We start from the raw sequence: 14,036 nt of genomic DNA, 5'->3' as shown, positions 1-14,036 counted from the left end.
TCCTTTTACTCCCACTTATTTTTCCTTTGAAGACAAGAATGTTGAGAGCAATTCAACAAAAATCTGCAAAACTTTTTTACTGGCCTCCGAAAAACGACTACCTTCAAAATTATCAAGCGATATAATTATTACCTTTTTATCACCAACCTTAACACTACCAATCAAGGGAATAAAGTTCGGAGAGGTAACCCCTGTTTTTTCCCAGAGGTCCTTGTATTTACTTTCCCTGTTTAACTTATATGCATCCAACAACTCCACAACTTTGTTTTCGCCAATGTGCGGTCCATAACTGTCTTCGGAAGCCTTTATAACAAGATTCTTAACTTCATCATCGTAGTTGTAAACTGCGACACACTTGTATTCGTCATTTTCTAAAAGCCACACAGAAGCCTTTTGCGTTTCTGGGATAACTTTTACAAGTTCATCGAGCATGAGTGTTAGATATTCTTCAAGTGTTTGGGTTTTGTTCCAAAGCTCGATAATCTTGGTAATTGAATTGAGTTTTTCTGTAACATCTTTGTAGACCTTTTGATTTTCCAAAACTTTTAACGCAGCAAGCACGTAAGAACCTAAGAATCCTGCCATCGCTTTTGCCATGCTTGTATAGTGCTCAGGCACATGAACAACAAATTTGAAACGGTCGATAGGAACAACTTGATAAGTCTTCTTATCGTGGACGAATGTTTTAACTTCGTTAATCTCTTTTGCCTTCTCTATAATCTTTTCATCTTTTGTCCCTATTAAATATTCGTTGTTCATTAGAAGAACAACTGCAACGTGAGGATACTGTGCATGGAATTTTCTGGAAAAAGACGTTACAAACGTAACTATATCTCCATCAGCTTCACCCAAAGCTTCCATAATTTTTTCTTCAACAAAAGACAGTAGTTTATACAAGCTCTGTTCAAGAACCTTTTGTGTGATATCGAACATCACACCGGCAACACCGTAGTTCCCATCACCAAGTCTGATAGGCATTCTCTGGATGTTGTAATGTCTTCCGTTGTAAACTATCTCATGTGAGTGGTTTCTTCTAGTTCTTTTGACCTTCCTATCGATTTCCTCAATTTCTTCAATACCAAAAATTTCGCTCTCGAGCTTTCCTATAATCTTTTCTTCCGGCAACCCCAGAACGTTTTCAAGTTCTTTATTTATCCACAGGTAACGTCCTTTATTGTCTTTAATAAACGCAGGTGCTGGAAGTCTTTCAAAAAACTGTTGCAAAAAGTATAGATACCTCATGCTGTTACCTCCTCCATCTTCACTTGAATGATTTTTGAAATGCCATCAACCATAGTTACCCCGTGCACAATATCCCCAGCTTCCATAATCAGCTTGTTGTGCGTTATTACTATGAACTGCGACTGTTGTTGTTCCAAAAGTCTTCTGAACTTTTCTGAGTTGTAATCATCAAGTGGGGCATCAACCTCATCAAGAACGTAAAAAACCCCTTTGTTAGATTCAAGCATCGCCATTATAAGTGCAATTCCAACAAGCGCTTTCTCCCCACCAGAGAGCAATTGGAGTTTCTGGACCTTTTTACCAGCTTTTGAAACCACGATTTCTATGCCTGATTCAAATATATTCCCGTCGTCAATTAATCTCATACTACCCGTTCCACCATAGAACAGGTTTTCTATGTATCCTTTGAAGGCTGCGTTAATTCTGTTGTATGTGTTTAAAAATTGCTCTCTTGCTTGGATATCGGTCTGTTCAATGAGTTCTTCCAACTTCCTTTTTGCTTCTTCCAGGTCCAATTTCTGTTTCACAAGCTCGTTATATTCATTTTCAACAGCCTTGTATTCATCAATAGCACTCAAATCAACGGCACCGAGCATCTTTATTTTATTCTCCAAATCCTTCATTAGCTGAGCGAGTTCATCCAATCTCTCAGATTCTATCTCTACGGGATTTCTGTATTCCTCGGGAACATTTGAAATCCTGAATCTAATTTCTTGTATTCTTAAATCCGTTTCATGGATTCTTTCCCTTGTTGATTCTATCTCACTTTTTATTCGGCTTATCTCCTCTTCCAATGTCTGGAGTTGTTGTAGTTTTTCCTCTTTTCCGCTCTTTCTTTCTCTAATATTTGTGAAGATATCCTGTGCCGTTGCTTTTAAACTTTCCAGTTCCCTTTCGTTTTCTATTAGGAAGTTCTTCGTGTCATTTATTTCCTGCTCAAGTTGCGATATATTGTACTTAGCATCGGCCACCTCTTTAGCAATTTCTTCCAACCTGTTGTTTATTCTATCATTCTCGGCTGTGTATTGTAGTTTTCTTTCAGCAAGGTTTTTCAACTCCGCACGTAATGTTGCGATATTTTCATTTAGAATCTCCAATTTTTTCCTATGCTCTTCTAGTTCTTTTGAAAATTCGCTGACATCTGCTTGTAAAACCTTTCGTTTTTCTTCCAGCACTTTGCTTTCTTCTTCCAAATATTCTATTCGAGCAATATTACCTTCGTACTTTCCGTTGTATTCTGCCTCGAGTTTGATTAAGTCAGAAAGTTCGTTTGTAACATCCCTTAGTGCTTTCTGGAGTTCTTCGAGCACACGTTTGGATGAGAGAGACTTACTTGACACACTTGCAAGCTCTTCTCTTATTATTGCCATATTTTCTTGAAGTTGCTTTATCTCTTTACTGATTTCTTCAATCTCCTTTTCGACTTTGCTCTTCTCATTAACTAACTTTTCAAGTTCTTCTTGTAGTGTCTTTAGTCTAACCTTTCTTGCTATCAACGAGTTCGAATAATCTTCCTTCGCTTTTCCACCACTGATAGCCCCTCGACCTGAGATGAGTTCACCATCGAGTGTAACAATCCTTGACCTGATTTCATACTTTCTTTTTATCTCTATTGCACAGTCGATATCTTTGACAATTATGTCGTTACCAAATAAATAAAGTGGTAAATTCCTGTATTCTGCTGATACATTTACAAGATTCGCGGCATATCCAATGAATCCCGGCTCGTGTTCAATACCGCTGATAGGCGAAAATGAAGCGTCTATCAAATCCAAGGGTATGAAAGTGGCACGACCATACTCACCCGCTTTTAAGAAGTCGATTATTTGTTTTGCATCTTCTGCGGTTTTTACAACAACATGTTGCACTGCTCCGCCCAAAAGTGTTTCGTAAGCTGTAGAGAGCGATTTATCAAAGTCAATAAGATTGGCAACAACGTCTATGAGTCCTTTAAATATGTCTTTGTTTTCGAATATCTTCCTTATTGAATAACCAAATCCTTGATACTCTGAGATTTGCTTATTCAAAACATCGATTTCTGCTAGTATTTCTTTCTGCCTTCGCACAATCGTATCCAGCTGATGAGTTTTCAATTCTTTACTTTGATTGTACTCTTCCAGTGAACTTTTGACAACCTCTAATTCCTTCACAAGTTCGTTCTCTTTCTCTACGATTTCAAGCAAATGTTTCTCAAGGTCGTTTATTTCTTCCTCCAGCTCTTGCTTCCTTGTTTCCTTGGACGTTCTTTGACTCTGAATCATTTCAAGTCGGTGCTTGATATCTTGGTTTGTTTCCGTCAAACGAACTATCTCATTGTGGATTTTTGCAAGGCTTTTTTCTATCTCCTCGTATTCTTGTTTCTTTTTCAGTATCTCCTTCTCTTGCTCAGAATACTGCGTGTATATTTCGCTCTTTTCTTTTTCAAGTTTTGAGAGCTCGGATTCTTTCTCATTAATCTCTTCCGTTATTTTTGAGACGATGAGTTTTATTTCCTCGTATCTATTTTTCAGTGAATTTGCCTCATCCGTCAACATGTCAAGACGTGTTGTTATTTCAATATACTTACTTTCAAGCTCATTGAGTTTCTTTGTAAATTTCTCTCTAATCTCCCTGAGCTGGTCTTCTCGTATCTTGAACTCTTCCAAAGTCTTTGTGTAACTTTCCATTTCCACGTCTATCTGGTTGAATTCCTCACGGAGAGTAGACCAATTCATTTCAAGTTGCGCAAGCTGCTTTAGTTTCTCTTTCAAAGAGATGTTCAACTCATTGAAATAACTTTCCATGTCGGCAAGTCTTTGGGTTTCTAAACGATAGACTCCTCCATAATATTCTTTCTTCACATTTTCTAATTCCTGAGAATACTCAAGATATCTTTCTGCTCTTTTTGCTTTCAAGTAGAGTGATTTTCTATTTTTGTCAACCTCAAAAAGCACATCTGTTATCCTACTGAGGTTGATTTGCGTTGCATCGAGTTTTGCTAATGCTTCTTTCTTCTTTTCTCGATAGATACCAATTCCAGCAATCTCTTCTATTATTGCACGCAAACTTTCGGGTGTGGCGGATACTATCTTATCGATTTGACCTTGACCAATAATAGAATACGGGTTTTTTCCAAACCCGTGTGTCATCAGTAGCTCTCTCAAATCTTTAAGCCTTACTTCATCTCCGTTGAGCAGATACCTACTTGTCCCGTCACGTGATAATTCCCTAGCAATAGAAACTTTATTCCCGTTATCTTCAAAAACAAGTTCCACGTAAGCATATTGTGCGGGTGGTCTTTTCTCATTTCCCCAAAATACCACATCTTCGCGCTCTTGCGCACGGATTTCTTTCATAGATTGTTCACCGAGCACCCAACGTATCGCATCGACCACGTTTGATTTTCCAGAGCCGTTGGGACCTACAACAACTGTTACTCTATCTGATACCTCCAATCGAACTGGGTCAGCGAACGACTTGAAACCTTTTATGAAAATCTCCTTTAATACCACCGACCACCCTCCCCATTCTTAGGGACTGCCATATCTTTTAATGTGGACATTCTTGGTATCACTGAACACTTAAAACTTTTATTATCTCTTGCGATACATTATATATATCCCCTGCTCCTACAAACATATAGACTGCTCCATCTTCGAATTTCAGGTTTTTCAATTCATCTAATTGTTCTACAAAAATTGCCTTGGGGATACTCTCTACAATTTTTCTTGCACTCGCCCCGTTCTTGCTTTCAAATGCACCGTAAACTTCCGTGACATATATTTCATCAGCTAACTGTAAAACCTTACTGAACCGCTCAGCTTCCCTCTTCAGTCTTGTATAACGGTGTGGTTGGAATATGACAACGACCTTTCTGTCTGGATAAACCTCTTTGGCTGTTTTTAAGAGTACTTCAACTTCTTCCGCTGTGTGCGCATAATCATCCACGATCGTAAGCTTTCTGCTCGGGTTGTCGTAACTTACGTTGAACCTTCTGCCAGGCAGTGTAAAATCATGGAAAGAGTTCAGCACATCATCTATATTGTACCCCACACTTGAGAGTAAAGTGACAACAGCAAGTGCATTTAAAGCGTTGTGATATCCAGGCACGGGTAAAAACAGTTTTTTCTCCCCCCATGGGGTAATTATTGTAACAATTTGCCTGAAGCCTTCTTGTTTACGTTCAACCATTTTGAAATCACCAGAATATAACCCAAATGTTGCATGTCCTTTGTACTTACCTTCGTCCGCAAATGTGACCACAAACTTCGAATTTTTGATAAGCGTTTCGAAACAGCTGTAATAATGTTCCAAGTCACGATAATTCTCTAAGTGGTCCTCACGTATGTTGGTTATTATTAAATAATCAGGACAAAACTGCTCAAATCCTGGTTGGCTTTCGTCAAGTTCGTAAACCACAACTTTTGTTTCTTCCGATCCTTTTCTGTAGTTTCCGTGCTCCAATTTGTTGTGCAACGCACCTAAGAAAACATACGGGTCAGCACCGAGGTTTATCAAACTGTTTGCGAGCATCGAAGTAGTTGTAGATTTGCCATCCGTTCCAGTTACAGCGAAACCTTTGAACGGTTCCAAAATCCTTCTAAAATGGTCTATGCGCATTGTTATCTTGATGTTGTTCTTAATTGCCGCAACGTATTCCGGATTGTCCTTGGGAATAGCGGGAGTCATAACGACTTCATCCACGCCTTCTACATTCGTTTCTTCATGTCTGTCGTAAACTTTTATTCCAAGACTTCTCAAATACTGCGTTCTCTCAGAACTGTAGGGGTCACTACCCGAGACTTCTTTCCCAGTGAAATGTTCGTGCATCGCTTGTGCACTCATTCCAATGCCGCCAACACCTATGAAGTGTATCTTTTCCCTCTTGCCGTTCTCAAATCCCATCTTCCATGCCTCCATGCTGTAGATTATGTTCGTTTTTCACAGGACTAAATGGCTAATATGTCTCGTTCTATCTCATCTACTATTCTCTTCGCAGGATTTTCGCGCTCTTGAAAATTCCTACCTTTTGCCAGTAATTGTTTTATCGTTTCAGCCAACTTGTCGGGTTCATACTCACTTTCCTTAATCATTACTCCAAGTCCCTTTCTTTCAATGATTTTTGCGTTTACAACCTGGTGAGATTCAGTAGCACCTTCCCAAGGTACAACAACAGCAGGAACGTTAAAGTAAATCAGCTCAGAAATAGTTGTTGCACCAGCCCGTGTTATCGCCAAGTCAACACTCCGCCAGTATGCGTACATGTTTTCTATATAATCCACGACTTGAACGTTACCAGGAACATCTCCTTCTACTTTCTTGCCACCGGTAGACAGAATAAAATGCACACCTGGCAGTAACTTTGCAATATCTAACGTAATTTTGTTTAGAAACTCGCTACCGCCACTACCACCTATAACTATCACCGTGGGGTGAACTAGCTCTACCTTCCCTTCCCTTGCCCAGATAGGATTACCAGTAACCATTATCTTTTCTCGCACCTCTTGGGGAAATTTTTCCACACATTCTTCAAATGAGACAAAGACCTTTTTAGCAAATTTCGAAATAGTTACGTTCGCCTTCCCTGGTATAGTATTTTGTTCTTGGACGTATACAGGAACACCGAGCTTTTTACCTGCTAAAGCAACTGGATAACTTACATAACCACCAGATACGTAGACAAAATCAGGAGAAAATCTTTCAAGTTCTCTTCTTATGATTATCGAATTTAAAACCAACTTCGAAAACCTTAGCACATTTTCTGGATGAAATATCGGTCTACGCAAGCCCTTTACCCTTACACTGAACCTTTTGAACTCCGGATGAAACTTTGGAAGTACCCGTTCTTCTATTTTACCTTCAACACAGAAATATAATACTTCAATCTCTCTTCTTTTCTGGAACTCCTCCAACACCGCTAGATTTGGGTAAAAATGCCCGCCGGTAACCCCGCCGGCAACAGCTATCTTTAACGGTCTATCTGTTGCTATTTTTTTCTCCAACATATTTTACATGCTCTCTCCTTCTTTTGAAATTTTTATATTCTCCCGTTTTTCGTTCTCTTCTTTTCCAAATAATCCTGAGAGTATTATCCCAAAGCCTATCAAAAGTGCCATCATGGAGCTTCCGCCTGTGCTTATAAAAGGTAGCGGGATACCAGTCACCGGGAAAAGCCCGGCGAAAACTCCAAGATTTATTGTCACATGGAAAAGTATAACTGTTGCATACGACCAAGTAAAGACACGAAGTGCTGTGTCTTCTATGTAACTTCCCAATCTCATGAGTGAATAACTCAAAAACATGTACATCACACAAACAAGGATTATACCAAAAAAGCCAAAATCTTCTCCAATGACTGCCAAGACAAAATCACTCTCCGCTTCAGGAACATAAACCTTCAACCAACTGTTACCTATTCCCACACCTGTTGGTCCTGAGTTTTTCAAAGTCTTCAGCGCTATCTCTACCTGCGGTGCTAATTCCCCACTGAAGAAGTATCGCAACCTACCAAGCTGGTAAGAATGCAATAGACCTGTCGTTGAAGCAATTACAACTGCAATAACAATTACTACAACAGCTACAAGAAAATACCTTAGCTTCGTACCACCGTAATACAAAGTAACTGCGGCTATCAAAAACGTAAACATGGCTGTGCTTAAATTCGGTTCGAGGACAATCAAACCGACGTAAACCAATGCATATAAGAGCGGTAATAACATTCCTGTCCAAACTTCAGACATCTTTGCTTTGTGTTTTTTCGCATAAATCGATAGATAAAGTATTAGTATGATTTTAGCAAACTCGGAAGGTTGTAATGTGAACCCTCCGATGTGTATCCATCTGTGTGCACCATTTATCGGAGGGAATAGAAATACTACCCCTAGCAAAACAATACCAATCGCATAGAGCCATTTATCGTACCTTTCATAAAAACTGAAAGGTATATTCTTTACAATCAGCATGAGAAACAGACTAACAGCCATTGTGACTACATGTTTTACAAAAAAATTGCTCGAGGTATTGAAAACCTGTTCTTTCGCAAGGTCCAAGCTATACATTGCCAAAGCTCCAATAACAAAAAGCACCAGATAAGTGACCAGAGTAGCTTTGAGTTCTGCTCTCACTTGAAATACTCCTCCCAAACACTAAGAAGTGTTACGAAAAATAGGTTACTAAAGTCCATACCTTGCTCTGTAAGTTTTTCACCATCAAAAAATTCAAACCTTCTTTTAAGGATATCAAGTACATCCTTTGGATCTACACCTGTTTTTCGTTTGACATACTCAAGGTCAGAACCCCATTTTGTTCTTAACGACATAAAGAGTGTTTCTAATGCTTCTCTTTCGGGTGTATTGAACACTTCGTAAGACCTGGGTAATCTACCTTCGGAGATTGCCAAAAAATAGTCACTCAATTTCTCGAAGTTATTATACCTCAGAAAACCTATATGACCACCTGCGGCAACACCCAAACCTATGTAGTCTGTATTAAACCAATACTTTAAATTGTGTAAACAATATTTACCGTTGATGGTAAAATTAGAAATCTCATACCTCTCATATCCAAGTGCTCTTAGTGCATTTAAAAACTCATCATACCTTTGAAACGTCTGTTCGTCTGGCTTTTTTAGTACACCGGCACCGTTTTCTGAATGAATCTCCAACATATAAACGGAAACATGGTCAGGCACAAAATCGCTCACAAACCTAACGTTCTCTTGAATAGTTTTCCATGTTTCTCCAGGTAATCCTACAATAAAATCTACATTCACGTTATCAAAATACCTTCGGGCAATGTCGTACTTTCTCAAAAATGTTTCAAAATCATATAATCTACCAGACCTCTTAAGCACGTTGTCATCTGTACTTTGCAGTCCCATGCTCAGTCTATTTACTCCAAGCGCTTTGTATTCAACAGCTAAGTTTAAATCGAAAGAGTCGGGGTTAACTTCTATCGTAAACTCTTGAAAACTATTTTTTGCATAAATAGAAATGGACTTAACCATCCTGGCAAGGTTCTGCAAAGGAAATATGCTTGGAGTTCCGCCACCTATGTACAATGTTGTAACACCTTCACTGAGATACTCTTTATACATCTCTACCTCTTTCAACAAGTATTCCGTATACTCATCGTAACTTCTATCTACAAAACTCACAAAATCACAGTATACACAACGACTTTTGCAGAATGGAATATGTATGTATACCCCTAATCCTTCCTGAAGACTCTTGAAAAGCATTGATTTACTCAACCTCTCCATTGAATTATTCAGAAAATCTAAGCTTAAAATAAGCCACGTTGTTTTGGATTATCAAATCTCCTGAGAACGGTGAAAGGAACCTAAACCAAACACCGTATTTTAGGTTCTGAGAAGATGGAACGTAAGTTCCAAAGGTTGAGAAGAAAAATCTGAAATCCTGGAAGTCTATAAATATTCTCCCTCCAAGAAGCCCTACTAATCTTCCTTCATCGAAATCCCACCCAAGGTTCACGATTGCTCCTTGCTCAAGTGATTTGTCCGCAAATACAAAAATGCCAAGTGAATAGATGTTGCCTATCTGCACAAAGCTGAGAGGTAATGTATCGATTAGGGCGTATCCCCTCTTCATGTTTATCTCGACCTTGGGCTGCTCGTTCCCTAGTTTTGAGAACGAAAAACCTTCGTAGTTCAACGCGAAAGGTCCTATAACCAAATCACCTAATGGCAAGCTTGGTAAAGCAAGCCATGTCTTGGAATACTCGGTTTGCAAGACCTGGTTTGTGGAAATATAGTAAGTCTTTTCAAAACCTGTAACAGGTATAGAATAACTCTCATATCCTATCGTAAGAGCAACTCCTTGCACTTGCCCAACAAACGCTAGTAAGTTAAAATAACTTTTGTCAACAGGGCGCTTCATGTTTATAAATCCCAGCTTATAAGCTTCGTTTCTGACATTCTCATCGTGCAACCTTAATCCTACCGCCCACTTGGAATTTTCATATACTAAGGATGCATTCCACACATTGAGCGAAATAGCATTATACATGCCCTGTATTTCAAGATTCACACTCTTCAGGACGTTTACAGTATCCTCAGCTACGTCACCAAAACCTATTGTTGATGAAAATAAAAAGAATACCAGAGTTAGTAACACAAGCCTTAAGCTTTTGCATGTATCCATCTTGTCCCCCCCTTAAAACCTTTCAAGAAAATAGACTTTAGTTTCTTAGCAGTTTGTTCAATATTTCGTTCACCGTCTTTGGATTTGCCTTGCCTTTGAGCTCTTTCATAACTTGTCCAACGAAGAAACCAAAGAGGCCTTCTTTTCCAGCTTTGAAAGTCTCAACCTCTTTTGGATGGCTCTCGATAACCTTCTTTGCAATCTGCTCTATCAACGCAGTGTCGTCTATCTGTTTTAAACCTTTCTCTTCAACTATCTGTTTTGGCATTTTACCTGTGAGTAACGATTCTTGGAAAACGTCCTTTGCCATATTCCGTGAAATGGTTCCATCCTTCATTAAGTTGATAACCTCTACAAACGTATCTGCACTAACAAATAGCTTCTCTTTTTCGTACTCGCCATACAATCTAAAAAGTTCTGTTAAGAACCAGTTTGCAACCTCTTTAGGTTCTCCTGATTTTTTCACAGCCTCTTCGTACAAGTCACCAATCTCTTTGTCTTCAACAAGTGCCCAAACTTCTTTTGTGTTCAAACCGTAAGTTTCTACAAATCTTTTGAGCCTTTGTTCTGGCAACTCCCCAATTGTTGCTTTGATTTTCTCAATAAACTCGTCATCAAGCACGACAGGTGGTATATCCGGTTCTGGAAAGTATCTGTAATCGTGTGCTTCTTCTTTACTTCTCATACTCACCGTAGTTTTAGTGCTTAAATTCCAGCCTCTTGTTTCCCTTTCCACGTCTAGCCCTTTTTCCAAATGCTCTACAATGCGTTCATACTCGTATTCAAGAGCCTTTTCAACGAACCTAAAAGAGTTCATGTTTTTGACCTCTACTTTGTTGCTCTGCTTTCCCGTTAGAGTGTCTACGACTGAAATATTTGCATCGCAACGCATAGCTCCCTTTTCCATATCTCCACTACTTACGCCTATGTATCTCAAAATGCTCCTTAGTTTCTCCATAAATATCCTTGCTTGCTCTGGAGATTCTATATCAGGTTCAGTAACAATTTCAGCCAATGGCACCCCACATCTGTTCATGTCAACAAGTGAGTAATCAGCTTCGGTGATGTTATCTCCAGCATGCATCAATTTTCCAGCATCCTCTTCTAAGTGTATTCTTCTTATTCGAACCCTTTTACCTTCAACTTCCAAAAATCCGTGTTCAGCAAGTGGATAAAAGAACTGAGTAATCTGATACCCCTTTGGCAAGTCCGGATAGAAGTAGTTCTTCCTATCAAATCTTGAGTACCTGTTTATCTTACAATTCAAAGCCAATCCTAACCTAACTCCTAATTCAAACATCTCCATTGACGGTACAGGCAAAGCACCGGGCTGACCCGTGCATACAGGACATATTGAAGTGTTAGGTTCCAAATCGAATACATCCGCACTACAGTTGCAAAATGCCTTCGTTTTTGTGCTCAATTGAACATGTATTTCAAGCCCTATGACAGGCTTATATCTCTTCGCCTTTTCCATCTAACATTCAACCTCCTTAGCATCTAAGCTCCCTTTTCTCCTAAGTGCCTTTCAATGTAATCAGCAAAACCTAAGACCTTGGCATCAGAAAATCTCGGACCCATTATTTGGATACCAACGGGTAGATGCTCCACTTTACCAAAAGGAATACTAATTGCTGGTAATCCAGCAAGATTTGCAGGGATTGTGAATATATCCATCATATAATAAACAAGCGGGTCACTAACAGAACCTATTTTAAAAGCAACGATAGGAGATGTGGGTGTAACGATGAAGTCGTACTGCTCAAAGACACTGTTGAGCTTCGTCGATATTTTTCTTCTAACTTTTTGAGCCTTTTCGAAATACGCATCGTAGTAAGCAGCACTAAGTGTGAACGTTCCTATTAGTATCCTTCTTTTCACCTCGTCACCAAACCCTATCCCTCGCGTTCTTTCGTACATCTCTCTTAACCCTTCTGCTGAAACCCTTAAACCGTATTTCACCCCGTCGAACCTCGACAGGTTTGAACTTACCTCCGCAGGGGCTATTATGTAATAAGTTGCAACCGAATATTTGATTTCGTCCAAATCAACCATATCAACAAAATGTCCTAAGCTCTCCAGGAATTTAATGAATTCATCAATCTTTCCTTTTACGCCCTCTTCGACCCCATCATTGAAAGATTGTTTAGCAACGGCGATTTTCATTCTTGGCAATTCTTTCCCTATGAATTGCGTAAAATCGATTTTTCTGTCAACTGTTGTAGAATCATTTTCATCTTTTCCCGCAATTATGTTCATCAATATCGCGCTATCTTCAACCGTCTTTGTGATAGGTCCTATCTGGTCCAGTGAAGAAGCAAAAGCGACAAGTCCGTATCGCGAGACCAAACCGTAAGATGGTTTAAAACCTACAACACCACAAAAGGCGGCTGGTTGTCTAATCGAACCTCCTGTGTCACTTCCAAGCGCTGCAACTACTTCTCCAGATGCTACAGCTGCAGCCGAGCCTCCACTACTTCCGCCCGCAACTCTTTGCGTGTCATGCGGATTTCTTGTTGGTCCAAAGGCGGAGTACTCTGTACTCGCTCCCATTGCAAACTCATCGAGATTTGTCTTTCCAACAACAGAAAATCCATTTTCTTTGAGTTTCTTCACGACCGTAGCATCGTAGGTAGCAATGTATCCTTTCAATATCTTCGATGCACATGTGGTTTCAATTCCTTGAACATTTATGTTATCCTTTATCCCTATAGGGACTCCTCTTGGAGCTTGCTTGTTTACACTTATAAACGCATTCAAAATCTTGTCTTCTTTTTCAATGACTTCTAACGCTCTTTTCACAAGTATTCCTAAATCGTCACTTTTTGCAAATTCAATAGCTTCTCTGAGTGTCAGTTTTTTAAATTCCTCGGAATTCAAAACCCTCTCTTCCAATGTGAACACCTCCTTGCTCTTTCGAGGAAATTATATCACATATTCAACAAAATACACCGTTGTGTGTTAAAATTGATAACAAAGCAAATGAAAAGAAAACTTAGCCAAAACGACATTGGGAGGGAAGAGGATGAACCAATTAACATTTGAACTGAGAAGTGGTAAATATTATTATCATTACCCATTTCCTGTTGCTATAATAGGAGTCAAGGTTGACGAAAAGGTAAATTTCATGTCCGTAGCGTGGCATACACAACTTTCTTTTGACCCGCCGCTATATGGTATCTTAATCTCACCAAAAAGATACACAAACGAGCTTATAAAACAAACAGATGCATTTTCTGTCAATTTTCTGAAGTTCGAAGATTACAAAATAGCCGGCTTTGTCGGAAGAACATCAGGAAAGGACTTAGATAAAGTTAAAACATTCGAACTAAAATACTTTGATGGGAAAGTTCTTCCTGTGCCTGTTTTAGAAAACGCAATAGCTTGTTATGAATGCAAAATAGTAGACCAAAAAACATACGGAGACCATATATTATACGTCGGCGAAATTGTTGGAATACATTACGATAAAACATACTACGACAATGGACTTTCAAAATCGTTGCTGCTCTACCATGGTAACGATAGATACACATACGCTCTAAACAAAAGCATAAAGTTCGGCAAAGAAGAAGTTTACAACGAACTTAGCAACAAAAAAGTTTAAGTCAGGCTTTCAAAAGTTAAAACAAGTATGGTATAATCTTACCAAAG

10 protein-coding genes are annotated in these 14,036 nt (G+C 39.1%); 1 reads left to right on the top strand and 9 read right to left on the bottom strand.

Translation table 11 applies throughout. The features are described from left to right. Window positions 1-15: 15 nt before the first annotated feature. Genes JM64_RS06720 through gatA form a run of 9 tightly spaced genes read right to left on the bottom strand, consistent with a single transcriptional unit; the run spans window position 16 to window position 13,277 of the window. On the bottom strand, window positions 16-1,242 hold the full coding sequence (locus JM64_RS06720; RefSeq protein ID WP_064011989.1) for a PAS domain-containing protein: 1,227 nt from the start codon (window positions 1,240-1,242) through the stop codon (window positions 16-18). Continuing rightward, window positions 1,239-4,733, bottom strand: coding sequence for a chromosome segregation protein SMC (gene smc / locus JM64_RS06715; RefSeq protein ID WP_064011988.1), 3,495 nt, complete (start codon window positions 4,731-4,733; stop codon window positions 1,239-1,241). The genes JM64_RS06720 and smc overlap by 4 nt, the downstream gene beginning before the upstream one ends. Before the next feature lie 58 nt (window positions 4,734-4,791). Beyond that, window positions 4,792-6,126 carry a UDP-N-acetylmuramate--L-alanine ligase gene (murC, locus tag JM64_RS06710; RefSeq protein ID WP_064011987.1) on the bottom strand — a complete coding sequence of 445 codons (1,335 nt, stop codon included), beginning with the start codon at window positions 6,124-6,126 and terminating at the stop codon, window positions 4,792-4,794. Between the two features lie 44 nt (window positions 6,127-6,170). Continuing rightward, window positions 6,171-7,226, bottom strand: coding sequence for a UDP-N-acetylglucosamine--N-acetylmuramyl-(pentapeptide) pyrophosphoryl-undecaprenol N-acetylglucosamine transferase (locus JM64_RS06705; protein ID WP_064011986.1), 1,056 nt, complete (start codon window positions 7,224-7,226; stop codon window positions 6,171-6,173). A gap of 3 nt (window positions 7,227-7,229) precedes the next feature. Next, window positions 7,230-8,345, bottom strand: a complete 1,116-nt coding sequence (locus tag JM64_RS06700; RefSeq protein ID WP_014452371.1) for an FtsW/RodA/SpoVE family cell cycle protein — start codon at window positions 8,343-8,345, stop codon at window positions 7,230-7,232. Next, window positions 8,342-9,460, bottom strand: a complete 1,119-nt coding sequence (gene hemW, locus JM64_RS06695; protein WP_014452370.1) for a radical SAM family heme chaperone HemW — start codon at window positions 9,458-9,460, stop codon at window positions 8,342-8,344. Before hemW ends, JM64_RS06700 begins: the two co-directional genes overlap by 4 nt. A gap of 25 nt (window positions 9,461-9,485) precedes the next feature. Then, window positions 9,486-10,382, bottom strand: coding sequence for a hypothetical protein (locus JM64_RS06690; protein ID WP_064011985.1), 897 nt, complete (start codon window positions 10,380-10,382; stop codon window positions 9,486-9,488). A 37-nt stretch (window positions 10,383-10,419) separates the two neighbouring features. Then, the gene (gatB, locus tag JM64_RS06685; protein WP_064011984.1) at window positions 10,420-11,859 is read right to left on the bottom strand and encodes an Asp-tRNA(Asn)/Glu-tRNA(Gln) amidotransferase subunit GatB; all 1,440 of its coding nucleotides are present in this window, start codon (window positions 11,857-11,859) and stop codon (window positions 10,420-10,422) included. Between the two features lie 23 nt (window positions 11,860-11,882). Continuing rightward, on the bottom strand, window positions 11,883-13,277 hold the full coding sequence (gatA, locus tag JM64_RS06680) for an Asp-tRNA(Asn)/Glu-tRNA(Gln) amidotransferase subunit GatA (protein ID WP_082868336.1): 1,395 nt from the start codon (window positions 13,275-13,277) through the stop codon (window positions 11,883-11,885). A 130-nt stretch (window positions 13,278-13,407) separates the two neighbouring features. Here gatA and JM64_RS06675 point away from each other — a divergent pair, with 130 nt between their 5' ends. Beyond that, window positions 13,408-13,989 (top strand): flavin reductase family protein, encoded by a 582-nt coding sequence (locus JM64_RS06675; protein ID WP_014452366.1) that lies wholly within the window; start codon window positions 13,408-13,410, stop codon window positions 13,987-13,989. Window positions 13,990-14,036: the final 47 nt, after the last annotated feature.

The organism is Fervidobacterium pennivorans, from assembly GCF_001644665.1.
Classification (GTDB): domain Bacteria; phylum Thermotogota; class Thermotogae; order Thermotogales; family Fervidobacteriaceae; genus Fervidobacterium; species Fervidobacterium ngatamarikiense.
This window is presented reverse-complemented; position numbering and strand designations above follow the sequence as displayed.

Excerpts from the sequence above, each read along its gene's own strand:
- JM64_RS06720 (WP_064011989.1), bottom strand. The coding sequence starts at position 1,242 with ATGAGGTATCTATACTTTTTGCAACAGTTTTTTGAAAGACTTCCAGCA.
- murC (WP_064011987.1), bottom strand. The coding sequence starts at position 6,126 with ATGGGATTTGAGAACGGCAAGAGGGAAAAGATACACTTCATAGGTGTT.
- JM64_RS06705 (WP_064011986.1), bottom strand. The coding sequence starts at position 7,226 with ATGTTGGAGAAAAAAATAGCAACAGATAGACCGTTAAAGATAGCTGTT.
- hemW (WP_014452370.1), bottom strand. The coding sequence starts at position 9,460 with ATGCTTTTCAAGAGTCTTCAGGAAGGATTAGGGGTATACATACATATT.
- JM64_RS06690 (WP_064011985.1), bottom strand. The coding sequence starts at position 10,382 with ATGGATACATGCAAAAGCTTAAGGCTTGTGTTACTAACTCTGGTATTC.
- gatB (WP_064011984.1), bottom strand. The coding sequence starts at position 11,859 with ATGGAAAAGGCGAAGAGATATAAGCCTGTCATAGGGCTTGAAATACAT.
- JM64_RS06675 (WP_014452366.1), top strand. The coding sequence starts at position 13,408 with ATGAACCAATTAACATTTGAACTGAGAAGTGGTAAATATTATTATCAT.